Genomic DNA, 24,831 nt, shown 5'->3' with positions numbered 1-24,831 from the left:
CGTTTCCTCAACGAGATGGACGCAGCATTTGAAGACGCAACGCGTCGGAACGTCTAGTCCTCGTTCGCCTTGAATCGGCCGAGCCCCTTGAGCACGAAGGGGGCCAGCAGCGCAATCAGCGCGACGCCGAGCAGCGTCGCCGAGATCGGGCTCTGCAGCAGCGTCATGGGATCGCCGAGGCTGATGGCGAGCGCGCGGCGGAGCTGGCTCTCGGCGATCGGGCCGAGGATCAGGCCGACCACGACGGGCGCGATCGGAAAATCGAACCGCCGCATCAGGAAGCCGAGCACGCCGAAGCCGGCCAGCATCGACAGTTCGACCACCGACGGCTTTGCCGCGATGGTGCCCATGGTGGCGAACACGAGGATGCCGGCATAAAGCCAGGGCTGCGGGATCGCGAGCAGCCGCACCCACAGGCCAACCAGAGGCAAATTGAGCACCAGCAGCATCATGTTGGCGATGAACAGGCTGGCGATCAGGCCCCACACGAGGTCGGGCCGCTCGGCGAACAGCAGCGGGCCCGGGTTGAGGCCGTATTGCTGGAAGCCCGCCAGCATCATCGCGGCGGTCGCCGAGGTCGGCAGACCCAACGTCAAGAGCGGCACCAGCGTGCCGGCGGCCGACGCATTGTTGGCCGCTTCCGGTCCGGCGACGCCTTCGATCGCGCCCTTGCCGAACTCTTCCGGATGTTTGGTGAGACGCTTCTCGGTGGAATAGGACAGGAAGGTCGGGATCTCCGCGCCGCCCGCGGGCAGCGCGCCGATCGGGAAGCCGAACATGGTGCCGCGCAGCCACGGCTTCCATGACCGCTTCCAGTCTTCCCTGGTCATCCACAGCGAACCGCGCACCGGCTCGAGCTTCTCCTCGGTGTGGTGACGGCGCGAGGCGACGTAGAGCGCCTCGCCCACCGCGAACAGGCCGACCGCGAGCGTCGTCACCTCGACGCCGTCGAGCAGCTCGGGGACACCGAACGCAAGCCGCGCCTGCCCCGTCAGCTTGTCGATGCCGACGAGGCCGAGCGTCAGCCCGATGAACAGGCTGGTGAGGCCGCGGACCGGAGAATCGCCGAAGGTCGCCGAGACCGTGACGAAGGCGACGCACATCAGCGCGAAGTAATCTTCGGGGCCGAACCGCACGGCGAAATCGACCAGCCACGGCGCGAGAAACGCGAGCCCGATGGTGGCGATGGTGCCGGCGACGAAGGAGCCGATCGCGGATGTCGCAAGCGCCGGCCCGCCGCGGCCGGCCTTCGCCATCTTGTTGCCTTCGAGCGCGGTCGCCATCGAGGCGCTTTCACCGGGCGTGTTGATCAGGATCGCGGTGGTCGATCCGCCATACATGCCGCCATAGTAGATGCCGGCGAACATAATCAGCGAGCCGCCCGGGTCGAGCTTGTAGGTGACCGGCAGCAGCAGCGCGACCGTCAGCGCGGGGCCGATGCCGGGCAGCACGCCGACGGCCGTACCGAGGAACACGCCGATCAGCGCATAAAGCAGGTTCATCGGCTGGACGGCGACCGCCATGCCGTGCGCCAGGGCGGCAAAAGTGTCCATCACAGCAGTCGCTCCAGGGGGCCGGCCGGAAGGCTCAGCGTCAACAACCGGTCAAAGGCGAGATAGATGAGGGTCGACATCACGAGGGCGATGACGCTGTCGACGAGGACGGCGCGGCGCCCAAAGGCCGTAGACGTCGTCACGAACAGCGCCGACGTTGCCAGGATGAAGCCGCCGCCGAAGCCGATGATGGCGATCAGCAGCGCAAGGCCGACGAGGATCAGGACGACAGGTACGGGATCGGCACTCTCGCGCGCCGGCAAATTGCCGCGCATCGCATCGATGAAATTGCCGATTGCGAGCAGCGCAAGGCCGCTGGCGACGACGACCGGCATCGCCTCCGGCCCCATGCCGTACATCGCGGCGGATTGCAGGCCGCGCGCGTCCCAGACCAGCACGGCCGCAAGCACGGCGAGCAGTGCAGCGATGACAATGCCGGCGCGATCGACGCGCCGCGGCTGCGCAGGATCGCCTGAGCTCATGATTTGACGAGGCCAACCGATTTCAGCACGTCGGTGACGCGCACCGTTTCCTTCTTCAGGAAGTCGGCGAAGGCGTCGCCGCCGAGATAGGCGTCCTCCCAGCCCTTCTGCTTGAGGATCTCCTTCCAGGCGTCCGATTTCACCATCTTCTCGACCGCGTCGCTCAGGGTCTTCTTCTGCTCCGGCGTGATGCCGGGAGGCGCGACCACCGAGCGCCAGTTGGCGATCACGAGGTCGATGCCTTGCTCCCTGAAGGTCGGGATGTCGCTGCCTGCGATGCGCTTCTCCGAGGTCACGCCGATCGCGCGCAGCTTGCCGGACTTGATCTGCCCCTCATATTCGCTGAGCCCCGAAATGCCTGCAGTGACCTTGCCGCCGAGGATCGCGGCGAGCGACTCGCCGCCGCCGGAGAACGGGATGTAGTTGATCTTCTTGGCGTCGGCGCCGACAGCGCCGGCGAACAGCGCCGCCATCACATGATCGACGCCGCCGGCCGAACCGCCGGCGAAGGTCACCTTGGCGATATCGGCCTTCACCGCGGCGGCGAGGTCCTGCGCAGTCTTGATCGGCGAATTCGCGGGCACCACGATCACCTGGATTTCCTCGGTGAGGCGCGCGATCGGCGTCACCTGCTCCAGCGTGACGGGCGACTTGTTCATGGCGAGCGCGCCGACCATGACGAAGCCGTTGACCATCATCTGGTTGCCGTCGCCCTTGGCGCCGTTGACGAACTGGGCGATGCCGACGCTGCCGCCGGCGCCGGGAACGTTGGTGACCTGCACGCTGCGCGCGACGCCGGACGCCACCAGCGCCTGCTGCATCGAGCGCGCGGTCTGGTCCCAGCCCCCGCCCGGGGCCGCCGGCGCCATCAGCTTGAGCTCGAGCTGCTGGGCAAACCCCGGTGTGGCTGCCGCAAGGGTCAGCGCGACGGCTGCGCCGGCAAGGCGCGCGGGAAATTGAAACATGGGGGCATTCTCCAGGCTGGTGCGGACGTGTTGATCGTTTGCCGCATTGTGTCGTTTGGTCGCATATCAGCCAAAACGGCCGATGCTGTCCAGCGACAGGCCTGGGTTCCCGGTTAGCGGGAGGTCGGCATCACCCCGCCGAGTGCGACGGTCAGCTCGGCAGCGACATCGCGCACGATTTGGCCGATTTCCGGCAGCCTGTCGTCGGTCAGGCGGCTGGTCATGCCGGAGACGGAGATCGCGGCCAGCGGCTCGGCGCAGTCGCTGTAGACGACTGCGGCAATACAGCGCAGGCCCATAGAGGCCTCCTCGTCGTCGACCGCATAGCCCTGCTTGCGGATTTTTTCGAGCTCCCTGAACAGGTCGCTCGGCCGCACGATCGACTTTTCGGTCAGGCGCGGCATGCCGTGATGGCGGATCACCGCGCCGACATCCTCGTCCGAATAGGTCGCGAGCACCGCCTTGCCGACGCCCGACGTCACCATGGGGACGCGGCCGCCGACCTTGGTCAGCGAGCGCATAATCTCGCGGCTCTCCATGCGGGTCAGCACGATGATGAACTCGTCGTCGACGACGGCGAGATTGGCGGTTTCGCGGGTGAGATCGCGCAGCTTGCGCAAGTAAGGAACGGCCTGCGCCGAGAAATTGCGCCGCCGGGCGAAGCTGGCGCCCACCGTGAAGCTGCGCACGCCGACATGCCACTTGGATTGGGCGCGGTCGAACTGCACGAAGCGGCGGCTTTCAAGCGTCGCCAGCAGCCGGTGCACGGTCGAGGCCGACAGGCCAGTGCGGACGGCAAGATCGCTGAGGCGGTAGCCCTCGTCGTCCTCGGCCAGGGTTTCGAGAATCGACAGCGCACGGTCGACAGACTGCACGCCGCCGTCACGCGCCTCGTGCTCGGCCTCCGATGGCGGCCGGGCTTCGAGCGATTTGCGCCGGATCACGTTCTTGCTCATCGCGTGCGTCCGTCATTCCGGGATGGTGCGCCGGGACTGCGCGCAGCGCGGGCCCGGCGTACCAGACCCGGAATCTCGAGATCCCGGGTTCGACGCTGCGCGTCGCCCCGGGATGACAGGAGAGTTAGGCTCAGAGCAGCCCTGCCCCGCGCGCCCACTTGTACTTGGCACCGAGCACCTCGACCGGAAGCTCGGTCGAATAAGCATAAGCCGGGATGCCGTGCTGATAGAGATATTCGGCGGCTTCCTCGACCTCGACGTCGCCGGCGAGCGAGGCGACCATGGGCTTCACAAAGCTCTTGGCCTCCATCTCCTTCTTCACCTCGACCATGTTGCGGGCGAACACCATCGGCGGGGTGACGATGGTGTGCCAGTAGCCGAGGATCAGCGCATGGATGCGCTCATCCGACAGGCCGAGCTTCACGGTGTTGACGTAGGTGATCGGCGGCTCGCCGCCGGTGATATCCACAGGATTTCCGGCCGCACCGAACGGCGGGATGAACTTGCGGAAGGCCGCGTCGAGATCCGGCGGCATCGACATCAGCGACAGGCCGTTGTCGACACAGGAGTCCGACAGCAGCACGCCCGAGCCGCCCGCGCCGGTGATGATCAGCACGTTCTCGCCCTTCGGCGTCGGCAGCACCGGCACGCCACGGGCGAACTCGAGCAATTGACGCAGGGAGCGGGCGCGGATCACACCGGACTGCTTGAACACGTCCTCGTAGATGCGGTCGTTGCCGGCGAGCGCGCCGGTGTGCGAGGACGCCGCCTTCGCACCGGCCGATGTGCGGCCGGCCTTGAGCACGACGACCGGCTTCTTCTTGGAGACGCGCTTGGCGGCTTCCGCAAAGGCGCGGCCGTCCTTGAGGTCTTCGCAGTGCTGCGCGATCAGGTTGGTGTTCGGGTCCTGCTCGAAGAAGGCGAGCAGATCGTCCTCGTCGATGTCGGACTTGTTGCCGAGGCCGACGATCGCCGACACACCCATTTTCGCCGAGCGCGAGAAGCCGATGATGGCCATACCGATGCCGCCCGACTGCGACGACAGCGCCGCGTGGCCCTTGACGTCATAGGCGGTGCAGAAGGTCGCGCAGAGGTTGGCGGGCGTATAGTAGAAGCCGTAGATGTTCGGCCCCATCAGGCGGATGTCGTACTTCCTGCCGACCTCGACGATCTCGGCCTGAAGCTCCGGCGCGCCGGCTTCAGCGAAGCCCGACGGAATCAGCACCGCGCCCGGGATTTTCTTCTCGCCGCATTCGGTCAGCGCCGCCGCCACGAACTTGGCGGGGATCGCGAACACCGCGGTGTCGATCACGCCCGGCACGTCCTTGACGCTCTTATAGGCCTTGTAGCCGAGGATCTCGGCGGCCTTGGGATGGATCGGATAGATCTCGCCCTTGTAGCCGCCATTGATGAGGTTCTTCATCACGGAGTTGCCGATCTTGCCATCCTCCGCGGAGGCGCCGACCACGGCGACCGCCTTCGGCTGCATGATGCGGTTCATGGCCGCGACGATCTCTTCGGTCGGGCGCGGCTTGGGCTTCGGCACATAGGCGAAGTCGACGACGATGCGGACGTCGGCGGCGATCGCGCTCTTCGCCGTCGCGAACACCGGGTTGAGGTCGAGCTCGACGATCTCGGGGAAATCGGTGACGAGCTGCGAGACCTTGACGATGACGTCGGCGAGCGCCGTCCGGTTCACCGGCTCGCCGCCGCGCACGCCCTTCAAAATCTCATGCGCCTGGATGCCGTCGAGCATCGAGAGCGCGTCTTCCTTGGTCGCCGGCGCGAGGCGGAAGGTGATGTCCTTCAGCACTTCGACCAGCACGCCGCCCAGGCCGAAGGCGACCAGCTTGCCGAACGAGCCGTCGGTGATCGAGCCGACGATGACCTCGGTGCCGCCGGCCAGCATCTGCTGGACCTGGACGCCCTCGATCTTGGCGTCGGCCTTGTACTTCTTGGCGTTACCGAGAATGGTTTCGTAGGCCTTCTCGGCCTCCTCGGCCGTCTTGAGGCCGACGATGACGCCGCCGGCTTCGGTCTTGTGGAGAATGTCCGGCGAGACGATCTTCATCACGACGGGGAAGCCCATGGACGAAGCCATCTTGCCGGCCTCGCCCGCCGACTTGGCCACGCCTTCCTTCGGAACCGGAATGCCGTAGGCGTCGCAGACCAGCTTGCCTTCCGGCGCCGTCAGGCTGGTGCGGTTGTCCGCCTTGACCTGGTCGAGCACCTTGCGGACGGCATCTTTGGAATTGGACATATGGCTTCTCCCTTGACCTGAGTTCGTTCTTTGCAAAGCGCGCGCGTGTTGCGGCCGCCCGTGATGCTTGCCATTCGCCGCGCTCTGTTCCATGCCGCGGAACGGAGTGGCATAAAGCCTGAGACTACTCCGCCGGCTTGGATCAAAAATGGCTGGCGATGGCATTTGGTATGCCAGAAGCCAACTTGTCAAGTCGCGGTGCACCTTAGAACGCCGCAAAAAATAGCCAGCTTGACATTCTGGCATGTGGTATGCCAAAAACTTTCCCGTTAATATTCCTGTAAAAGACGACTCCCACTGGAGGAGATTCGTCGTGTCACTACGGAAACCAACCAAGGCGTTGCCGAACATGGCCGAGGCAGACATCGCAATCGTTCGTATTGCCCCGGAGAGCAGCTTCAAGAACAAGGCGTATGACGCCTTGAAGGAAGCCATCCTCAAGATGGACATCTATTCGACGCCCGAGCCGGTGATGCTCGACGAGCGCGCGTTGTCCGAACGCCTGGGTGTGAGCCGCACGCCGATCCGCGAAGCCATCGCGATGCTCGAGCAGGACGGTTTCGTGAAGACCGTGCCGCGCCGCGGCATCATGGTGGTGCGCAGGACCAAGAGCGAGATCGTCGACATGATCCGCGCCTGGGCGGCGCTGGAGAGCATGGCCGCGCGCCTCATCACCACCACCGCGCGCAAGAAGGACATCACCGCGCTGCGCGACTTCTTCAAGGACTTCGGCAAGGACCGCCTGCCCGAGGATCATGTGGAGGAGTATTCCAAGGCCAACATCGCCTTCCACCAAGCGCTGATCTCGCTGTCGGAATCGCCGGTGCTGGTCGATCTCACCAACGACCTGCTGCTGCACGTGCGCGGCTACCGCCAACTGACCATCGGACGCAAGGACCGCACCGCGACCTCGCTGCCCGAGCATCTCGGCATGATCGAAGCGCTCGAAGCGCGCGATACCGAGCTCGCCGAGAAGCGCGCCCGCGACCACACCCTTGGCCTTGCCGCTTACGTCGAAGCGCATGGCCAGGAACTCTTCACTTAGCAACGTTCACCAGAAGGGCGAAAAATTCGCCCCGTTACTTGAGACCAGGGAGACAAGGCCCATGCTGAATACCGCGACCAAGTCCGAAGCACCGGGCACCGAGCAGGAGCTGACGGATGGCTTCCATCTCGTCATCGACGCGCTCAAGCTGAACGGCATCAACACCATCTATAATGTGCCGGGCATCCCGATCACGGATTTGGGCCGCATGGCGCAGGCCGCCGGCATTCGCGTGATCTCCTTCCGCCACGAGCAGAACGCCGGCTACGCCGCAGGCATCGCCGGCTACCTCACCAAGAAGCCCGGCGTCTGCCTCACGGTGTCGGCGCCCGGCTTCCTCAACGGCCTCACCGCGCTCGCCCACGCCACCACCAACTGCTACCCGATGATCCTGGTCTCGGGCTCCTCCGAGCGCGAGATCGTCGACCTCCAGCAGGGCGACTACGAGGAAATGGACCAGCTCGCGATCGCAAAGCCGCTGTGCAAGGCGGCCTATCGCGTGCTGCACGCCCAGGACATCGGCATCGGCTTCGCCCGCGCCATCCGCGCCGCGGTCTCGGGCCGTCCGGGCGGCGTCTATCTCGACCTGCCGGCAAAACTGTTCGGTCAGGTGATGAACGCCGAAGCCGGCCAGAAGTCGCTGGTCAAGGTGATCGACGCTGCGCCCGCGCAGATCCCCTCGCCCGCTTCGGTCAAGCGCGCGCTCGACGTGCTCAAGAGCGCCAAGCGTCCGCTCATCATCCTCGGCAAGGGCGCGGCCTACGCGCAGGCCGATGAGGAGATCAAGACCTTCGTCGAGAAGAGCGGCGTGCCGTTCCTGCCGATGAGCATGGCCAAGGGCCTGCTCCCCGACACGCATCCGCAGTGCGCCGGCGCGGCCCGCTCGACCGTGCTGAAGGATTCCGACGTCGTCATGCTGATCGGTGCGCGGCTGAACTGGCTGCTCTCCCACGGCAAGGGCAAGAGCTGGGGCGAAACGCCGAAGAAGTTCATCCAGGTCGATATCGAACCGCGTGAGATGGACTCCAACGTCGAGATCGTCGCGCCCGTCGTCGGCGACATCGGCTCGGTGGTCTCCGCCTTCAACCAGGCCATCGGTGCGGGTTGGACCGCGCCGGCCGACTGGACCAAGGCCGTCTCGACCAAGCGCGAAGAGAACGTCGCCAAGATGGCGCCGAAGCTCATGAACAACAAGTCGCCGATGGACTATCACGGCGCGCTCGGCGTCTTGAAGAACGTCATCAAGGAGTATCCCGAGGCGATCCTCGTCAATGAAGGCGCCAACACGCTCGACCTCGCCCGCGGCGTCATCGACATGTACAAGCCGCGCAAGCGTCTCGACGTCGGCACCTGGGGCGTGATGGGCATCGGCATGGGCCAGGCGATCGCGGCCGCGCTCGAGACCGGTCATCCCGTGCTCGCGGTGGAAGGCGACTCGGCCTTCGGCTTCTCCGGCATGGAGGTCGAGACCATCTGCCGCTACAACCTGCCGATCTGCGTCGTCATCTTCAACAATGACGGCATCTATCGCGGCACCGACGTCAACGGCGCCAACGACGATCCGGCGACCACCGTGTTCGTCAAGGGCGCGCGCTACGACAAGATGATGGAAGCCTTCGGCGGCGTCGGCGTGAACGCGACCTCGCCCGACGAGCTCAAGCGCGCGGTGAACGAGGCGATGAAGTCCGGCAAGCCGACGCTCATCAATGCGGTGATCGATCCGGCCGCGGGCTCGGAGAGCGGCCGCATCGGCAACCTCAATCCGCAGAGCGTTCTGCAGAAGAAGAAGTAAGTCCACCCCTCAACCCTTATTCCCTGCCGGGTGCAGGGGCAGACAGAGTACGGAGCAACCTAATGACCAAAGCGCTCGAGGGCGTTCGCATTCTCGACTTCACCCACGTCCAGTCCGGACCGACCTGCACGCAGCTGCTGGCCTGGTTCGGCGCCGACGTGATCAAGGTGGAACGCCCGGGCGTGGGTGACATCACCCGCGGCCAGCTGCAGGACATCCCGAACGTGGACAGCCTGTATTTCACCATGCTCAACCACAACAAGCGCTCGATCACGCTCGACACCAAGAACCCCAAGGGCAAGGAAGTCCTCACCGAGCTGATCAAGAAGTGCGACGTGCTGGTCGAGAATTTCGGCCCCGGCGTGCTCGATCGCATGGGCTTCCCCTGGGAGAAGATCCAGTCGATCAACCCGAAGATGATCGTCGCCTCGATCAAGGGCTTCGGCCCGGGACCGTACGAAGACTGCAAGGTCTATGAGAACGTCGCGCAGTGCACCGGCGGCGCCGCCTCCACCACCGGCTTCCGCGACGGCCTGCCGCTCGTCACCGGCGCGCAGATCGGCGATTCCGGCACCGGCTTGCACCTGGCGCTCGGCATCGTCACCGCGCTCTATCAGCGCACGCATTCGGGCAAGGGCCAGCGCGTCACCGCCGCGATGCAGGACGGCGTGCTCAACCTCGCCCGCGTCAAGCTGCGCGACCAGCAGCGCCTCGCCCACGGCCCCTTGAAGGAATACAGCCAGTTCGGCGAAGGCATTCCGTTCGGCGATGCCGTGCCGCGCGCCGGCAACGATTCCGGCGGTGGCCAGCCCGGCCGCATCCTGAAGTGCAAGGGCTGGGAGACCGATCCCAATGCCTACATCTACTTCATCACCCAGGCCCCGGTCTGGGAGAAGATCTGCGACGTGATCGGCGAGCCCACCTGGAAGACCGATCCGAACTACGCCAAGCCCCCGGCCCGCCTGCCCCGGCTCAACGAGATCTTCGCCCGCATCGAGCAGTGGACGATGACCAAGACCAAGTTCGAGGCGATGGAAATCCTCAACAAGGACGACATCCCCTGCGGTCCGATCCTGTCGATGAAGGAGATCGCGGAAGACCAGTCGCTGCGCGCGACCGGCACCGTGGTCGAAGTCGACCACCCCACCCGCGGCAAGTACATCTCGGTCGGCAACCCGATCAAGCTGTCGGACTCGCCGGCCGAAGTGACCCGCTCGCCGCTGCTCGGCGAGCACACCGACGAGATCCTGCGCTCGGTGCTCGGCTTCAGCGATCACCAGGTCGCCGACATCCACAAGTCCGGCGCGCTCGACCCGCCGCAGAAGCAGGCCGCCGAGTAAGCCCGTCTGTCAGAGAACGACGAAAGGGCCGCCCGAAGGGGCGGCCCTTTTTGCTTGCGAAGGCGTGAAGCCGCAGGGCGCAAACTAAAAACTGGAAAAACAACCCCATGCACAGTAGCCACCCCCTTGGCACCAAAGGCAATTTCTGATTTAGCGAAAATGCCTTTGACCCGTCGGGCAAAACAGGGGTACTATGCCATCGTCGGGAAAAGCGAACGTTCTGTCCCACACGCTACCAGCCTGCGGCCTACAGTTGCGGCGGCCTTTTCGTTGGCGCCAGACGATAGCACTGCGATCCTCCGACAAGCGATCGACGCCGAATTAAGGCCGGCTCCAGGGAACAGACGGGGTCCTGCCCCGTTGTTCTCTGCACCGGTGCGCCCGTGGGAGCGCAGGCGGCCATCCGACGACAAGTCGATCGCTACCGGCCGCGAGCCGGACACGCCGGGTCCGGCGCGTTTCGAGATCGCGCCTATCCATCCAATCGAGGTCGAAATGACGAGAGATCATCCCGCGTCCCGGGCTCTGCGGGAGGCCCACAAGGCATTCAAGCCGGTCGAGACCAAGAAGCCGATGACCGACTATGCGAAGGCGCAACAGTCTCTTCATGAAAATCGCGAGCGCCTGAAAGCGGAACGGCTAGCTCGAGAAGCCCAGCAGGGACATCGTCCCAGATAAGGCAATGCCGGTGCCGCATTATTACTTCGACATCAGGGACGGCAAGGCACTCGCCGTGGACGAAGAGGGACTGAATCTGACGGACCATAGAGCTGCCGAGGTCGAAGCTGCGCTGTCGGCGCACTTTGCGTGGTCTGCCTCTCCCCGACGGAGAGAGGTGGACCGCATCCTGAGCCCGCGCGATTCAGAGCATCGAGAGGACGACGACGCCGTCCTCGAGCTCGCCGGAAGCCAGTCGCGCCCGCGCGATACGCTCGAACTCCGTCCGGTACTTCTGAAGATAGCTGAAGGCCTGCCTCTGCGTCTGAAACGTCGTCGCAAGACGGCATAGCTGTCGGCCTGCGCCGAGCGCGAGAAAGAAGGTGATTGTACCGCCGTCGTCCGGCTTGATCCTAGGCACGACCCGTACTCCTCGGCATGTGACCGGCCTTCCCCAGATTTCGCCGACGCTGTCGAGTTCGGCTATCGCGGCAATTTCCTCATCCGCTTCTTCGGTGCTGGCGCGGGCAACGATGCGCGAAGGTCGGCCTCGGCCGCTTGCTCAGCGGCTTCCTTGGCCTCACGCAGCCCGCGAAGCCGCGCCATGTTCTTGCGAACGTCGATCGCCCGTCTTTCGACATCCGCGATCGCGCGCGCACCTTCTTCAGCGGCCAGGCGCTGACGCTCGGACCGCGCGATGGATTCCGGGGACGGTTCGGCCGATTTCCTGGCGCTCATCTCTTGGCGCTCATCTTTCACCCTGCCCGGCAACGGAGAAAACCCGCTCAATCCCAGGGATCGAGCGGGTCGCATGGCCGTTTCAGTACATCCGTGAAACGGCAGTCCAGAGCTCAAGCCAGCGAGAGATTCTCAGCGCTGACCTTGCCTCGCATCTTGTCGGTCTTGGTCTCGAAGTTGACCTTCTGGCCCTCGGCGAGACCCGCAAGACCAGCCCGCTCGACCGCGCTGACGTGAACGAACACGTCATTGCCGCCGTCGTCGGGTTGAATGAATCCAAAGCCCTTCTGGCCGTTGAACCACTTCACAGTACCTGTCGCCATTCTTCCTCTCCAAAGCGCATAGACGCGCATTCCGCGTGACGCTCACGCAGATCGATTCAATTCGTCGATGTCTCTGGAAAAAGAGCCCGCAGGCGCATTCAACAAGCACAGCGGCTGAACGAATAAAGCGACGCTATACCTCACCATCGACCTTAGCAAGGCTTCGGGCAAACTTAATCATGCAGTTTCAATGGAACCTTTGCAGGTTTGAGGACTCGCGGTTGAAGGCATCGCACGCGCGCGAATGGATCCTGCGCGAACCTCCATCCGAGGTTCGCGCTCAATTCGCATCACCTCGGCGACGCACCGCGGTCATGTCGGTGCAGGAGTTGAGCGAGCAACGACCGCAATTGTGGCCTCGATCCGGCTAGTACCGCGCCCGTGGGACGATCCTCGCGAGCAGAGGCACGCGTGAGTGCCACAGCATGCAATCGCGCGCCCGGGCCGTCTGGCCGGCCGCCAGCTCGGAAAGCTGCTGCCGCGAGAACACATGCCGTTCGCAGAAGAACGGTCGAAGCGGCGTGCGCGAGAAGAACTTGTAGAACAGCGCACAACGGTGCGTGCGACCGCCGGACGGCCGCGATGGTAGTGGCTTGCGACATCGGCGAAGATCACGGTGCCGGCCACGCCGGTGCAGGTGGTCACGTTGCCGGCATCCAGCGTCGAGCCCAGTCTCTCCTCCAGCATTTCCTGCGTCAGGACCGGAAAGTTGGCGCCGTCGAGCACGTCGCTGCCGGGAAAGGAGCGGTGCAGGATTTCAAGCGGGCCGGTATCCTCATCGACATCGTGCAGGTAGACGATCACCCTGACCATCCGCCGATCCTCGACATCGCGATGCCATCTGCGGGCCGCGACCTGCCGGCCGTCGGCCTGGGTATAGAAGAGATTCACCGTGTCATAAGCTGCAGGCAGGCCGAGATAGGTCTCGACGATGTTGAGGATGCGATCGTTGAGGGGCCAGCGGACGATATGCGGATGACGCATCAGGTCCTCGGCGCCGACCTGCACGGTATAGTCACCGGCAAACTCGCCCGTTCTGGCACGCAGCGAATAGGCGTCCGCGAGACCGGTTGCCGATGCCCAGAGCGCGTCCGTGCCGGGCAGATCCAGCTCGTCGAGCGAGGTGATGTAGACGCCGTTCTTCTCCAGCCCGGCGACGATGTCCATGTCGGGCGGCGAGAGCCTGGGCAGGCGCGGCCTGTGAGATGCGCGCGCCCTTTCGTAGGCCTTGTTCAATTCCCGACTGATGGCTGGCATTCCGACCAATCTCGAGGCGGTCTCCGCTGGCAGGCTGCGGACCCGGCGCAAGGCCCGGTAACGCAGCGTCGTCTGCTTCATGTCGCAATTTCCCCTGATGCGATGGATTCGTAGCGCGGCCACGTCGCAAGACGCGACCGACGACTGACTCATCGCCGAGACCGGAGGCAAAAATCCGGCTCAAATGTTTCGAAGTATATCGGCCCACATGCTCGCAAATTGCGCGGATGCTGCAGGCGTGCAGTCGCAAGGGCTCAAACCAAAACCGGGAAAACAACCCCATGCACGGCAGCTGCCCCGTCGGGCAAAGCAGGGGCATGATGTCATCATCAGAAACACGCGCCGGAGCGCTTCGTGCCCTTTGGCGAAAGCCCGCCAGCACGGGCGGCTCGCTTCCTGAGCCGGCTATCGCTTGAGCTCTCTGATGAGGTTCGCCAATCGTGGATCGTCGGGCCGGAGGAGCGACAGTCGCTCGGCGTAACCAAGCGCCGCCGCGATGTCTCCCTTTTCCCTGCTGAAGTTCAAAGCGGCTGAAAGCAGCTCCAGATTGTTCGGATGTCCGCGCAGGCTCTGGCTCAGCACGGAAAGTGCATCGTCGCGCCGACCCATTCCGTTCAGTCCTACAGCATAGACGTAGGCGTACCGCATTTGGCCGGGGTCGAGAGAAGCAGCCCGATGCAGCTCGCCGAGGGCCTCCTCGCTGCGCTTCTGGCGCACGAGTGTCAGACCAAGCGCGTAGTGGAGTGATGCGTCCTGCGCCGACGTGGAGATCGCTTCACGCAGGATTTTCTCCCCGTCACTGTCGCGTCCGAGCTGCCGATACAGGTCGGACAGGTTGACGGCGGCCGCCGCAAACGAGGGATCGAGCCTGAGGGCGGCGCGGTATTCGGCCTCCGCCGCGCCGGGATTGGCCTGGCGCCGGAAGAAGTCGCCGAGCGCCGTTCGCGAATCCGGCCGATCAGCATTCAGCTTCTGCGCAACAAAGAATTCGGTAGCCGCCCGCATGAACTTGTCGCGATCGGCCGCTGGCTGGCGTGCTGGGGGCATGACGGCCAGAAGTTCGGCGGCGCGAATGCGCACACCACGCACGGGATCGCCCAGATGCGGCGAAGCGAGCGGCCAGAGCTGATCGGCCGGCACTCCTTCGAGCCGATCGAGCGCGCCGAGCCTCACGAGCGGATCGGAATCGGAAAGCCCCTGCCGGATCGGATCGAGAATCGGCGCCGGAAGCTCCGCCAGCGCGCTGGCGCGGACGATACCGGGAACGTCGGCCGATCCAGCGATTGCGGCGAGCTGCGCTTGCGCGTCGGCAGCCTCGCTCCAGGCAGCCTGAAACGCCCGCGCATAGGTCTGATGGCCGCGCCGCTCCGGCCCGTACCAGCCCTCGATCTGATGCGCTGCCCAGGCCGCCGGCTTGTCGCGATGGCAGTCGTTGCACGCATTCGGTGCGCCCGTCTGCACCGAGAGATCGGGGCGCGGAACGCGGAAGCCGTGGTCGTGGCGGCGGTCGACGACCATGTAGCGGCGTTCCGGCATGTGGCAGGATGGGCACCCCGGCGGCGGCGAGACATCGGCGTGATGTCGGTGCGCCACGGATTCATACTTTGCCGGCGCATGGCACTGGGCGCACACGCCATCGCCGGGCGCCCTCAACGCTGCACTGTGCGGGTCGTGGCAGTCGCTGCAGGTGACGCCCTTGGCGAACATCCTGCTCTGCTTGAACGGCGCGTAATTGTAGGTCTCCTCGTCGTCGCGCATCTGGCCATCGGCATGAAAGCGCTGGCGGTCGAGCAACGGTACGCGGTGCGTGTCAGAGAGCGGCCGGCCCGGTATCCAGTCTTCCGAAAGTTGCCCGCGGCGTGCGTGGCAGCGCCCGCAGGTCTCCACTTCCTTGCGCAGGGCCGGCGCCGGCGCGCTGCGTGCCGGCGTCAACGTGCCCGCGGAGGCGGACCAGGTGATGCCGGTGCGCTCGTCGAAGCGGACCAGCAGGCCGTTGTCGGCGGCACGCGCCACCGGCTTGCCGCGCGCCCAGGTGACGTGGCGCGAGCCCGCGCCGTGGCACGCCTCACAGCCGACGCTGATCTCGGAAAAGGTGGTCGCGAACATGTCCCGGTCGGCATTGTAGCCCTTGTGCACATCAGTCGAATGGCACTCCGCACACATGAAATTCCAGTTCTGGTTCAGTTTCGTCCAGTGCAGGGGATCGCTGCTGGTGATGGCGCTGTCCGGGTAGAGATGAAACCAGCGCTGACCGCCCTGCTCTTTCGGCCGCGTGTCCCAGGCGATGGACAGAGCCTGGACACGGCCGTCCGGGAATTGGATCAGATATTGCTGCAGCGGGTCGATGCCGAAAGTGTATTTCAGCTCGAAGGTCGCGAGCTTGCCATCGGTCCCGTCGGTCTCGACCATGAACTTGTCGTTCTTCCGGAAGAAGCGCGAGCGGGTGCCAGCGTAGTCGAAGGTCGCGTCGTTGAAATCGCCGCGCACGGATTGTGCGGTCGCATGATCCATGGCGTGGCGGTGTTGCGACGTCCGCCAGAGTTTCGCCTCTGCCTGGTGGCAGCCGGCACAGGACTCGCTGCCGACGAAGGCCAATTCGACCGCTGCGGGAAGCTGGATCGGGGCCTTTGACGTCGCGAACCAGAGCAGGCCGACGGCGATCGCGGCGGCAAATAGGCTCGCGACGGCGATCCACCACCTCGTGGTGCCCTCGGAGGCAGGCCGTGACTGCGGTGAGGAATGATCTGGCTCAGGCGCTCGCGCCGTACGGACCTTGTCGCGCTTGCGGTTCTTTCGCGAGCCTCGTGCCACGTCTGCTTACCGCTCCAGCCGTTCAACCGTCGTTTGGCTTACACGTGAAGATCGCTGCCATGAACCGCCGCGCGCTTCGTCACCGCAGCGGCTCGATCTTGGCGGGCATGTCTGGCCAGCGGCTAACCCGATAGCTCGCATTGCTGCATCTGAGCACCCAGACCCCATGATCGGCCCTCGAGCGCGCGGCATCCTTGGTTGCGCCCAGCGGCTTGTCGCAAGTAAACCCCTGCGAGCGGATTTGTGCGGCAAGCATGCCCTGAAGCGTCTCCGCCGCGCCCTGCGCTGCAGCGCGGCCGACGGCCAAGACGTCGATCAGCGCAAGCGCTGAAATGAAGATCCAACGACCGTTCTTCATGAGCTTCTCCGATCACGCATCCCGTGCATTTGGCCGGGAAGCCGATTGGCTTCCCCGCGGTCTCGCGCCGAGCTATTGGCGGGCACACTCCTGAACGAACTTGACGCGGTCCACCATACCAAGGCCCTTCGCCTCGGCCTGCTTGCGACAGCCTTCTCGCTTGTCCATTCGGACCTGGATCTTGTCGACAAGGCTCAGGCCAACGGTGCCCACTTGCGCCCCGGACGAAGCAGTTTGTCCGTCGTCGGCAGATGGCCCATCACCGGCGGCGCGGGCGGCCTCCTGCAGCCGCTTGACGTCGTCCGGGCTCAGCTTGGGTCGGTCGATGTCCAGCGCAAGCTTGTTGATCTTGCCGGTGAAGGCGAACGGCGCCTGATAGTCGTTGTCGTCGACCGGCGTGCCGGTGTCGGACCCGATGTCGAACGCCTCGTCCCATTGCAGGATGAACGGCAGCGTGTGCTCCATCTTCTCGGTGGCCACCACCTTGCCGTCGACCTTGAGCGTCCCGGTGCCGCCTTGTCCGATGCCGGTATAGTTGCCGAACACCATGGTGCCCGCACCAAGACCATCGTACTTGAAGTCAAACTCGATGAGGTGCTTGCCCGGTGTGAGCTCCGGCCCCTCCCAACGCACGCGCTTGAGGTCGACGAGGTTCCAGGTGAACACAGGCTTGCTCTTCAGGACATAGAGGCCATAGCCGCCGAAACGGCCGCCTTGCGTCACCAGCACACCTTCGGCGCCGCCATCGGGAATGTCGACGTCGACCTTGAAGCTGTAGGAGGAGTTGAGCAGGCTCGGCGCGTCACCATTCGGCGTGCCGGTCATCGGTCGCGTCCACGCAAAACTTGTGCGGCCGGCGCTGAGACTCGGACGCGGAGTGATCATGCGCGAGGCCACCGTCGAGTCGAGTGGCAGCACCTGATACTTTTCCGCCTCCTTCCAAAACAGCGCCTGCAGCTCTTTCAGCTTGTCCGGATTCCTGGCGGCGACGTCCTCGGCCTGCGTCCAGTCGTTGCGCAGGTCATAGAGCTCCCAGGGGTAGTCGCCCGGGCGCGGCAGTTTCGCGATCGTCACCCACGGCGGACGCAAGACCTTGGTGCTGGCGATCCAGCCGTCGTTATAGATGGCGCGATCGGCAAACATCTCGAAATACTGCGTCGTGTGCGTCGAAGGCGCATTCGTGTTCTTGGCATCGAACGTGTACATCATGCTGACACCCTCGATCGGGCTTTGCTTGATGCCGTCAACGATGTCCGGCTGCTTGATCTGCGCAGCCTCGAGAATGGTCGGCACGACGTCGATGACGTGGTGGAACTGGGTGCGGATGCCACCCTTGTCCTTGATCACTTCCGGCCAGGAGATCGCCATGCCCTGGCGCGTCCCGCCGAAGTGGGAGACGATCTGCTTGGTCCAGGAGAATGGCGTGTCGAACGCCCAGGCCCAGCCGATCGACATGTGATTGTAGGTGCGGTCGGTGCCCCAGACGTCGTAGAAATATTTGAGCTGGTCCTCGACCGACGGGGTGATCTGGTTGAACATCGCCACTTCGTTGGGCGTGCCGTTAGGTTGCCCCTCCGCGCTCGTCCCGTTGTCGCCCTCGATATAGATGATGAGCGTGTTGTCGAGCTTGCCCATATCCTGGATGGACTGGATCACGCGGCCGATTTCGTTGTCGGCATAGGCGGCGTAGGCCGCGAACACCTCAGCCTGGCGGATGAACAGCTTCTTCTCGTCGGCCGAAAGCTGATCCCATTCCTTGATCAGGTCCTTTGGCCACGGCGTCAGCTTGGCATTCTGCGGAATGACGCCGAGCCGCTTCTGGTTTTCGAAGATCGTGTCGCGCAACTTGTTCCAGCCCTGATCGAACAGGTGCATGTCGCCGATCTTCTTGACCCACTCCGGCGTCGGGTGATGCGGGGCATGGGTTGCGCCGGGCGCGAATTTCACGAAGAACGGCGTATCCGGCGATAGCGCGTTCATGCGATTGACGTAGTCGATGGCCTCGTCGGCCATGGCCGTCACCAGGTTCCAGCCGGGCTTTCCTTCATAGGGATAGATCGGCGTGGTATTGCGGACGAGATTGCCGGGCTCCCACTGATTGGTATCGCCGCCCATGAAGCCGTAGAAATATTCAAAGCCCATGCCGGTCGGCCACTGGTCGAACGGGCCGGCCTGGCTCGCCTGGTATTCCGGCGTGTTGTGGTTCTTGCCGAACCAGGCCGTATGATAGCCGTTGTCGGAAAGGATCCGGCCGATCGTCGCCTTGTCCCTGGTGATGATGCTGTCGTAGCCGGGGAAGCCGGTGGCCTGCTCGGCGATCACGCCGTATCCCACCGAGTGATGGTTACGGCCGGTGATGAGTGCTGCGCGCGTCGGCGAGCACAGCGCCGTTGAATGGAAGTTGGTGTAGCGCAATCCGCTTTGTGCGATGCGGTCGAGCGCAGGCGTTGGAATGACCCCGCCGAACGTGCTTGGCACGCCGTAGCCGGCATCGTCGGTGATGATGAGCAGCACGTTCGGTGCGCCCTTGGGCGGCACCACGCGCGCGGGCCAGAAAGGTGTCGAATTGCGCGCATCGCGCTCGATCTTGCCGCCGAACTGCGGCGGTGGCGGTGGCAGCTGATTGCCGGGAATGGTGGTGGTCGCGGCGGGCGAGCCCGGAGCCGGCGCGGCTTGTTGTGCGAATGCTGGCGCTGAAAACGCAAGGGTCAGTGAAAATGCGACAAGCTGAAAGGATCGGGCAATGCTCATGGCAATTCCTCCCTTCAAATGAGCCGCCATCATTTTCCGGCGACCAGAAAAAGGGCTTGATATGGATCAAGAGATCAAGATGACGGATCAGAAGCGGAGATGTTGGAGACGGAAGAGCAGCGCTTTTCCGTAAACTCCCGGAACCTCATCCCCATCGCGCCGGTATCATGGCGCTGCACTGTTCTCTTGCTACATCTGATTGCTAAATATTCCCGGCGCATCGGCAGCTATGGCAAGCCGGGTCGGCTGGGTCATATGATCCGCAACGTATCAGGCGCTCCCACTGAGCGAAGCTCGTCGTTCGGGAGGGGTCACCATGCGATTGACGAAAGCGTCCCGCAGCTGCCACGAAACTGGAGGTCAGCATGTCACTGCTCGGCAAGGCCGCCGTTGCGATGTGGTGGAGCGTCCGCGCCGAGCAGCGCACCGAGTTCGGCGACTGGCATTCCCACGAACATTTCCCGGAGCGGATGAGCATTCCCGGCTTCCGGCGCGGATCGCGCTGGAGCAGCACGACGGATGCCGAAGGCTTCTTCGTGCTCTACGAGCTCGAGCATTACGAGGTTCTCACATCGAGAGGCTATCTCGACCGGCTCAACGCGCCGACACCGTGGTCGACCAGGATGATGCCGCATCATCTCGGCATGATCCGCAGCCAATGCCGGATCGTGGCGAGCTTTGGCGGCGGTGTCGCGACCTCGCTCGCGACCATCAGGCTGTCGCCGGAAGCCGGACGGGAGACGGAGTTGCGGACGCACCTCTCGGAGACGCTCGGCGCATTGGCGCAGCAGCCGGGACAGACCGGCGCCCACCTCCTCCTCACGGACACGCCGAGGACGAGCGCGCCCACGACCGAACAGCAGATCCGCGGCAAGGACGGCGCCGCCGACTGGATCGTGCTGCTGTCCGGTTACGATGAAGACGCAGTCGAGCGCGCGGTTGCCGACCAACTGTCGCCATCGACGCTTCAGCCGTACGGCGTCTGCGACAATCCGGTCATCGGCCGCTACCGGCTGGCCTTCACGATGACACCGCAGGATGTCGCAGCGAATTAGCCGGCGCGGCGGCAAGAAAATCCGAGCCATCGTGTCGGATCGGCGGCATCCCGGTCGTCCTAGAGACATGAATGGGCTGTAGACGCCGAGATCGGGCCCATCAATCATTGAGGATAACAACCATGCCCAGCACTGTTCGCCTGCACCGCGTTCTCGCCACCAGCCCGGAGAGAGTCTATCGCGCCTTCCTGGAGGCGGATGCGATGGCGAAATGGCTGCCCCCGAACGGCTTTACCTGCACGGTGCATCATTTCGAGCCCAAGGTCGGCGGCACCTTCAAGATGTCGTTCCGGAATTTCACGACGGGCAACAGCCACTCCTTCGGCGGCGAATATCTCGAGCTCGTCCCCGGCGAACGCCTGCGTTACACCGACAGGTTCGACGATCCCAATCTGCCGGGCGAAATCCAGGTCACCGTGATCCTGAAGAAGGTCTCGGTCGGCACCGAGGTCGACATCACGCAGGCCGGCATCCCCGACGTAATCCCGCCGGAGGCCTGTTACCTCGGCTGGCAGGAGTCGCTGCGGAATCTGGCGAAGCTCGTCGAGCCCGAGATCAACCAGTAGCGCATCAGAATGAGCAGGGAGGCGGGCGGCTAAGCGCCCGCCTTCGGCGCAACCCCGCCGCTGGCGGTCCAGCGGTCCGGATCGGGACTGTGTCCGATCAAAGCGAGGCCGTAGGCGATCGACTCGAACTGGTCGCCCGACATCAGCCGCTCGTTGCCGAAGCGGTCGGCGAACAGCTTTCGGACGGCGGGCACGAAGGACGTGCCGCCGGTCAAAAACACCTTCTCCACCTCGCGCGCGGTGATGCCGGCCTCGCCCAGCACCTTGTCGACGGTCGCGCCGAGCCGGGCGATATCGTCGGCGATCCAGGATTCGAAATTCTTGCGGGTGATGGTCGCGCCGATGTCGACGCCGCCGCCCTTGAAGCGGAAGTCGGTCTGGTCCTGCCCCGACAGCGCGACCTTGGCGTCGGACACCGCGCGGTAAAGCGAAAATCCGAGGTCGAGGTCGACGATGGTGATGAAATCCTCGAGCAGCTCCGGCTTCAGCGCGGTGCGCGCAAGCTCGCGGAGCTCGCGCAGATCGCCGTTGCTCTTCATCATCGCGAGCTGATGCCAGCGCGCGAGGTTGGTGTAGTGGCCGCTCGGGACCGGCAGCACCTTGTCGAACGAGCGGAAGCTCGAGCCCTTGCCGAGCCGCGGCGAGACGACGTGGTCGACGATGCGATAGTCGAACGTGTCGCCGGCAATGCCGATACCGGCGTGTCCAAGCGGCTCGGCGCGAAGCGTGCCGCCCGCACGCGAAAACCGCATCACCGAGAAGTCGCTGGTGCCGCCGCCGAAATCCGCAACCAGCACGGTGGCGTCGCGCTCGAGCCTGCGGGCAAAGGAGAACGCCGCGCCCACGGGCTCATAGACGTAGCGCGCGTGCCCGGCACCTAAGCGCTCGAACGCAGCCCGGTAGCGCTGCATCGCCAGCGCCTCGTCGGGATTGCCGCCGGCAAAGCGCACCGGGCGGCCGACCGTGATGTTGGCCGCCTCGAAGCCGAACTTCTCGCCGCCATGCCGCGCCAATGTCCGCAGGAACGCCGCCAGAATGTCCTCGAACTTGAAGCGCTGCCGGAACACTTGCGTGGTCTGGAAGCTCGAGCTCGCGGCAAAGGTCTTGAACGACTGGAGGAAGCGATAGACATGGCGTCCTTCGAGGAACGTCTCGATCGCCCACGGGCCGCCTTCAGCCTGGGCGCCGGCACCCGGCCGATCCTCCCAGAAGCACAGCGCCGAAACGTAGGTGCTATGGCGCTGCCCGCCGTGATCGAAGCGGATGGCCTCGACCCGGCGGTCGTCCGCCGCAAGGGCTACGACCGTATTGCTGGTCCCAAAATCGATGCCGATCGAGACGGCGGGCGAGGCGCTCGACATGAACCACTCTGACAGTTGGCTGGAAAAGGGGGCAGACCACTAACGGCTTTGACCTGCGCTGCCAAGGCAAAAATGCTGCAATGCGGTTAGATTTGTGTCCTGTATGCACGATGGCCGTGTCCTCCTGCCGGCCGGAATCGACGGGTTTTGGGCCTAGTCCTGCGCCCGGCGTAGTCCCGTCGGCAATTTTAAGCCCGAAGCGGCCGCTTTAACGGCGTATTATGTTGCAATGCGGCAGAGCGCATGCTGCTATGCAATGGCATGCATGGACATTGGCATCTGGTATACATAGATTGCCCTTCGAAATGAGACAGCAATACTGACCGTCTCAAGAAAGGGAATTCCGATGTCCAAGACCGCCTCCGTCGCCCTCGCCCCCTCTAGCTCGCTGTTCACCCGTTTCCTGGCTGCGGTCGACCGCTTCCTGATGGCGAGCGCCGAGATCTCGAATCACAACGGCGACCTGCCCCGTTTCGGCCTCTGAGAGGGCTTTCCGCGCGCAGCCGGAACGGCGCGCCGGTGGACACGTCTCGAGGACCGTACGTCCGATCAAATGGCCCCGCATGCGGGGCCATTTTGTTTTTGAGCCCCTCGCGAACACAACTGCGACGATTGGTCCGCCGTCCTGACCCGCTGGTCCAATTGTTTGTCTGCTGGCATCTCGCATACCATTCGGCAACCAAGAACGATTGCACAATCGAAGGTGCAGGACGGGAACAGGAAGGACCGAGGGCGAAGCGCACTTGCCGTGATCCTCACCGGATTCTGGCAGAGCCTTAGCCGAAAGGAGCGGATGTCGGGCCCTGTCCCCTGCTCATAAAGTGTTGGCTGGGACTGCAACGGGAGATCGACCGAAAAGGTGACCCCGAGCATCTGGAATGAGATGGGCTGACGCAAGCCACCAGAGAGCGGCTGCGTTTCGACAGGGAGAGAAACAAGATGAAGCCATTCGTTCTGAATGTCGCTTTGGCGGCAATCGCGATGTCGTGCGTCAGTAGCGGCGCAAGCCATGCTGCCTGGGAGCCGGTTCGTCCGGTCGAGTTCATCGTGCCCGCGGGCACCGGCGGCGGCGCCGACCAGATGGCACGCACCATCCAGGGCATCGTCACCAAGCACAATCTCATGAAGCAGCCGCTGGTCGTCATCAACAAGGCCGGCGGCGCGGGCGGCGAAGGCTTCCTCGACGTGAAGACGTCGTCGGGCAATCCGCACAAGATCATCATCACGCTGTCGAACCTGTTCACGACGCCGCTGGCGACGGGTATTCCGTTCAACTGGAAGGATCTCACCCCGGTCGCGATGCTGGCGCTCGACGAATTCGTGCTCTGGGTCAACGCCGAGAAGCCGTACAACAGCGTCAAGGACTACGTCGACGCTGCAAAGAAGGCTCCGAGCGGCTCGTTCAAGATGGGTGGCACCGGCTCGAAGCAGGAAGATCAGATCATCACGGTCGGCATCGAGAAGGTGATCGACGCGAAATTCACCTACATCCCCTACAAGGGCGGCGGCGAAGTCGCGGTCCAACTCGTCGGCAATCACGTCGATTCAACCGTCAACAATCCGATCGAGGCGGTCGCGCAATGGCGCGGCGGCAAGCTTCGTCCGCTCTGCGTCTTCGATGCCCAGCCGATGGCCTATGACGAGCCGATCGCCGACGGCAAGGCCTGGAAGGATATTCCGACCTGCAAGTCTCAGGGCCTCGCGATGGAATATCTCATGCTGCGCGGCATCTTCATGTCGCCCAGGGCCACCAAGGACCAGATCGAATACTATGTCGAGCTGTTCAAGAAGGTCCGCGCCACGCCGGAGTGGCAGGACTTCATGAAGAGCGGCGCCTTCAACACGACCTTCCTGGCCGGAGCCGACTACGCCAAGTGGATCGAGGCGGAGGAGAAGCGCCACGAGGGCCTGATGAAGGAAGCCGGCTTCCTCGCATCGGGGAATTGAGCCGCGACATCGACGACGGCGAAGGACGCTCGTCGTCCTTCCGCCGGCAGCGACCGCAGAAGACTTGCGATTCCGCATGGAGGTCCCATGACTGAACGATCCGGCTCCGAATCCGGCCCGGCACACAAGACCTTGGAAATCGGCATGGCGCTGCTGATCGGCGCCTTCGGGCTGGTGGTGATCTTCGGAAGCCTGAAAGCCGGCATCAACTGGGGCGCGGAAGGCCCGCGTGCCGGCTTCTTCCCCTTCTACGTCGGCGCCGCCATCGTCGGCGCGAGCGCCATCAACCTCTGGCATGCGCAACGCGGCGATGACGGCCGGCTGTTCGCGGAATGGGGCCAGCTTCGCCAGGTCATGAGCGTCGTCGTGCCCACCGGCATCTATGTCGGCTCGATGCCGTTCGTCGGCCTCTACGTCGCCTCGATGGTGTTCATCGCCTGGTTCATGCGCTGGCTCGGCGGCTATCGCTGGCTGACGGTCGCCGCGGTGGCGGTCGGCATGCCGGTCGTGACCTATCTCGTGTTCGAGCGCTGGTTCCTGGTCCCGCTTCCCAAGGGGCCGCTCGAGGAGTGGCTCGGTCTGTAAGAGCTACGCATTCATTCAATTGCTGCTGC

General features: G+C 64.3%; 22 protein-coding genes and 1 pseudogene. 10 read left to right on the top strand and 13 right to left on the bottom strand.

The window, feature by feature from the left end:
* Positions 1-53: 53 nt before the first annotated feature.
* The 5 genes from XH79_RS32565 to XH79_RS32545 all read right to left on the bottom strand — a co-directional run bounded on the left by XH79_RS32565 (position 54) and on the right by XH79_RS32545 (position 6,216).
* Entirely contained in the window at positions 54-1,553 is a 1,500-nt protein-coding gene (locus XH79_RS32565; RefSeq protein WP_271584315.1) for a tripartite tricarboxylate transporter permease, read from the bottom strand.
* Positions 1,553-2,035, bottom strand: coding sequence for a tripartite tricarboxylate transporter TctB family protein (locus tag XH79_RS32560; RefSeq protein WP_212344054.1), 483 nt, complete (start codon positions 2,033-2,035; stop codon positions 1,553-1,555). Before XH79_RS32560 ends, XH79_RS32565 begins: the two co-directional genes overlap by 1 nt.
* The gene (locus XH79_RS32555) at positions 2,032-3,000 is read right to left on the bottom strand and encodes a Bug family tripartite tricarboxylate transporter substrate binding protein (RefSeq protein WP_212344053.1); all 969 of its coding nucleotides are present in this window, start codon (positions 2,998-3,000) and stop codon (positions 2,032-2,034) included. Before XH79_RS32555 ends, XH79_RS32560 begins: the two co-directional genes overlap by 4 nt.
* A gap of 113 nt (positions 3,001-3,113) precedes the next feature.
* Positions 3,114-3,956, bottom strand: coding sequence for an IclR family transcriptional regulator (locus XH79_RS32550; RefSeq protein ID WP_271584314.1), 843 nt, complete (start codon positions 3,954-3,956; stop codon positions 3,114-3,116).
* A 130-nt stretch (positions 3,957-4,086) separates the two neighbouring features.
* Positions 4,087-6,216: an acetate--CoA ligase family protein gene (locus tag XH79_RS32545; protein ID WP_271584313.1), complete on the bottom strand. Its 2,130-nt coding sequence runs from the start codon at positions 6,214-6,216 to the stop codon at positions 4,087-4,089.
* A 349-nt stretch (positions 6,217-6,565) separates the two neighbouring features.
* Here XH79_RS32545 and XH79_RS32540 point away from each other — a divergent pair, with 349 nt between their 5' ends.
* The 5 genes and pseudogenes from XH79_RS32540 to XH79_RS43345 form a co-directional block, all read left to right on the top strand.
* Complete coding sequence (locus tag XH79_RS32540) at positions 6,566-7,261, top strand: GntR family transcriptional regulator (protein WP_164936202.1); 696 nt, start codon at positions 6,566-6,568, stop codon at positions 7,259-7,261.
* A gap of 61 nt (positions 7,262-7,322) precedes the next feature.
* Positions 7,323-9,053, top strand: a complete 1,731-nt coding sequence (gene oxc / locus XH79_RS32535; RefSeq protein ID WP_271584312.1) for an oxalyl-CoA decarboxylase — start codon at positions 7,323-7,325, stop codon at positions 9,051-9,053.
* Between the two features lie 62 nt (positions 9,054-9,115).
* On the top strand, positions 9,116-10,393 hold the full coding sequence (gene frc, locus XH79_RS32530) for a formyl-CoA transferase (protein WP_212344039.1): 1,278 nt from the start codon (positions 9,116-9,118) through the stop codon (positions 10,391-10,393).
* 495 nt (positions 10,394-10,888) lie between these two features.
* Positions 10,889-11,071, top strand: a complete 183-nt coding sequence (locus XH79_RS32525) for a hypothetical protein (protein WP_271584359.1) — start codon at positions 10,889-10,891, stop codon at positions 11,069-11,071.
* Between the two features lie 4 nt (positions 11,072-11,075).
* A pseudogene (locus tag XH79_RS43345) lies at positions 11,076-11,219 on the top strand (DUF6894 family protein); the annotation flags it as partial.
* A 36-nt stretch (positions 11,220-11,255) separates the two neighbouring features.
* On the opposite strand, the gene XH79_RS32520 reads toward XH79_RS43345, so the two are convergent.
* From XH79_RS32520 to XH79_RS32490, 7 genes are all read right to left on the bottom strand, one after another.
* On the bottom strand, positions 11,256-11,471 hold the full coding sequence (locus XH79_RS32520; protein ID WP_212344037.1) for a hypothetical protein: 216 nt from the start codon (positions 11,469-11,471) through the stop codon (positions 11,256-11,258).
* 62 nt (positions 11,472-11,533) lie between these two features.
* Complete coding sequence (locus XH79_RS32515) at positions 11,534-11,788, bottom strand: transcriptional regulator (RefSeq protein ID WP_271584358.1); 255 nt, start codon at positions 11,786-11,788, stop codon at positions 11,534-11,536.
* A 113-nt stretch (positions 11,789-11,901) separates the two neighbouring features.
* Complete coding sequence (locus XH79_RS32510; protein ID WP_080135923.1) at positions 11,902-12,111, bottom strand: cold-shock protein; 210 nt, start codon at positions 12,109-12,111, stop codon at positions 11,902-11,904.
* A gap of 312 nt (positions 12,112-12,423) precedes the next feature.
* A complete protein-coding gene (locus XH79_RS32505; protein ID WP_271584311.1) occupies positions 12,424-13,449 on the bottom strand; it encodes a hypothetical protein in 1,026 nt (341 codons plus the stop codon).
* Positions 13,450-13,773: 324 nt separating this feature from the next.
* Entirely contained in the window at positions 13,774-16,179 is a 2,406-nt protein-coding gene (locus XH79_RS32500; protein ID WP_442869987.1) for a cytochrome c3 family protein, read from the bottom strand.
* Between the two features lie 79 nt (positions 16,180-16,258).
* The gene (locus XH79_RS32495) at positions 16,259-16,537 is read right to left on the bottom strand and encodes a hypothetical protein (protein ID WP_212344028.1); all 279 of its coding nucleotides are present in this window, start codon (positions 16,535-16,537) and stop codon (positions 16,259-16,261) included.
* Positions 16,538-16,609: 72 nt separating this feature from the next.
* The gene (locus tag XH79_RS32490) at positions 16,610-19,288 is read right to left on the bottom strand and encodes an arylsulfatase (RefSeq protein ID WP_271584309.1); all 2,679 of its coding nucleotides are present in this window, start codon (positions 19,286-19,288) and stop codon (positions 16,610-16,612) included.
* Between the two features lie 365 nt (positions 19,289-19,653).
* On the opposite strand from XH79_RS32490, the gene XH79_RS32485 reads away from it, so the two are divergent.
* A complete protein-coding gene (locus tag XH79_RS32485) occupies positions 19,654-20,343 on the top strand; it encodes a hypothetical protein (protein ID WP_271584308.1) in 690 nt (229 codons plus the stop codon).
* Between the two features lie 122 nt (positions 20,344-20,465).
* Entirely contained in the window at positions 20,466-20,909 is a 444-nt protein-coding gene (locus XH79_RS32480; protein WP_271584307.1) for an SRPBCC family protein, read from the top strand.
* A 29-nt stretch (positions 20,910-20,938) separates the two neighbouring features.
* Here XH79_RS32480 and XH79_RS32475 read toward each other — a convergent pair whose 3' ends face one another.
* Positions 20,939-22,270, bottom strand: coding sequence for an Hsp70 family protein (locus XH79_RS32475; protein ID WP_271584306.1), 1,332 nt, complete (start codon positions 22,268-22,270; stop codon positions 20,939-20,941).
* A 346-nt stretch (positions 22,271-22,616) separates the two neighbouring features.
* Between XH79_RS32475 and XH79_RS32470 the strand changes: the two genes are divergently transcribed.
* From XH79_RS32470 to XH79_RS32460, 3 genes are all read left to right on the top strand, one after another.
* Entirely contained in the window at positions 22,617-22,754 is a 138-nt protein-coding gene (locus tag XH79_RS32470) for a hypothetical protein (protein WP_212344022.1), read from the top strand.
* A 455-nt stretch (positions 22,755-23,209) separates the two neighbouring features.
* The gene (locus XH79_RS32465) at positions 23,210-24,217 is read left to right on the top strand and encodes a Bug family tripartite tricarboxylate transporter substrate binding protein (RefSeq protein ID WP_271584305.1); all 1,008 of its coding nucleotides are present in this window, start codon (positions 23,210-23,212) and stop codon (positions 24,215-24,217) included.
* Between the two features lie 87 nt (positions 24,218-24,304).
* Positions 24,305-24,802 carry a tripartite tricarboxylate transporter TctB family protein gene (locus XH79_RS32460; RefSeq protein WP_271584304.1) on the top strand — a complete coding sequence of 166 codons (498 nt, stop codon included), beginning with the start codon at positions 24,305-24,307 and terminating at the stop codon, positions 24,800-24,802.
* Positions 24,803-24,831 lie beyond the last annotated feature (29 nt).

It is taken from the genome of Bradyrhizobium sp. CCBAU 45389, assembly GCF_028128625.1.
In the GTDB taxonomy this organism is placed as follows: domain Bacteria; phylum Pseudomonadota; class Alphaproteobacteria; order Rhizobiales; family Xanthobacteraceae; genus Bradyrhizobium; species Bradyrhizobium liaoningense_B.
This window is presented reverse-complemented; position numbering and strand designations above follow the sequence as displayed.

Excerpts from the sequence above, each read along its gene's own strand:
- XH79_RS32485 (WP_271584308.1), top strand. The coding sequence starts at position 19,654 with ATGTCACTGCTCGGCAAGGCCGCCGTTGCGATGTGGTGGAGCGTCCGC.
- XH79_RS32470 (WP_212344022.1), top strand. The coding sequence starts at position 22,617 with ATGTCCAAGACCGCCTCCGTCGCCCTCGCCCCCTCTAGCTCGCTGTTC.
- XH79_RS32550 (WP_271584314.1), bottom strand. The coding sequence starts at position 3,956 with ATGAGCAAGAACGTGATCCGGCGCAAATCGCTCGAAGCCCGGCCGCCA.
- XH79_RS32465 (WP_271584305.1), top strand. The coding sequence starts at position 23,210 with ATGAAGCCATTCGTTCTGAATGTCGCTTTGGCGGCAATCGCGATGTCG.
- XH79_RS32515 (WP_271584358.1), bottom strand. The coding sequence starts at position 11,788 with ATGAGCGCCAGGAAATCGGCCGAACCGTCCCCGGAATCCATCGCGCGG.
- XH79_RS32540 (WP_164936202.1), top strand. The coding sequence starts at position 6,566 with ATGGCCGAGGCAGACATCGCAATCGTTCGTATTGCCCCGGAGAGCAGC.
- XH79_RS32525 (WP_271584359.1), top strand. The coding sequence starts at position 10,889 with ATGACGAGAGATCATCCCGCGTCCCGGGCTCTGCGGGAGGCCCACAAG.
- XH79_RS32480 (WP_271584307.1), top strand. The coding sequence starts at position 20,466 with ATGCCCAGCACTGTTCGCCTGCACCGCGTTCTCGCCACCAGCCCGGAG.
- XH79_RS32555 (WP_212344053.1), bottom strand. The coding sequence starts at position 3,000 with ATGTTTCAATTTCCCGCGCGCCTTGCCGGCGCAGCCGTCGCGCTGACC.
- XH79_RS32460 (WP_271584304.1), top strand. The coding sequence starts at position 24,305 with ATGACTGAACGATCCGGCTCCGAATCCGGCCCGGCACACAAGACCTTG.
- XH79_RS32505 (WP_271584311.1), bottom strand. The coding sequence starts at position 13,449 with ATGAAGCAGACGACGCTGCGTTACCGGGCCTTGCGCCGGGTCCGCAGC.
- XH79_RS32565 (WP_271584315.1), bottom strand. The coding sequence starts at position 1,553 with ATGGACACTTTTGCCGCCCTGGCGCACGGCATGGCGGTCGCCGTCCAG.
- oxc (WP_271584312.1), top strand. The coding sequence starts at position 7,323 with ATGCTGAATACCGCGACCAAGTCCGAAGCACCGGGCACCGAGCAGGAG.
- XH79_RS32495 (WP_212344028.1), bottom strand. The coding sequence starts at position 16,537 with ATGAAGAACGGTCGTTGGATCTTCATTTCAGCGCTTGCGCTGATCGAC.
- XH79_RS32490 (WP_271584309.1), bottom strand. The coding sequence starts at position 19,288 with ATGAGCATTGCCCGATCCTTTCAGCTTGTCGCATTTTCACTGACCCTT.
- XH79_RS32475 (WP_271584306.1), bottom strand. The coding sequence starts at position 22,270 with ATGTCGAGCGCCTCGCCCGCCGTCTCGATCGGCATCGATTTTGGGACC.
- XH79_RS32560 (WP_212344054.1), bottom strand. The coding sequence starts at position 2,035 with ATGAGCTCAGGCGATCCTGCGCAGCCGCGGCGCGTCGATCGCGCCGGC.
- XH79_RS32545 (WP_271584313.1), bottom strand. The coding sequence starts at position 6,216 with ATGTCCAATTCCAAAGATGCCGTCCGCAAGGTGCTCGACCAGGTCAAG.
- XH79_RS32510 (WP_080135923.1), bottom strand. The coding sequence starts at position 12,111 with ATGGCGACAGGTACTGTGAAGTGGTTCAACGGCCAGAAGGGCTTTGGA.
- frc (WP_212344039.1), top strand. The coding sequence starts at position 9,116 with ATGACCAAAGCGCTCGAGGGCGTTCGCATTCTCGACTTCACCCACGTC.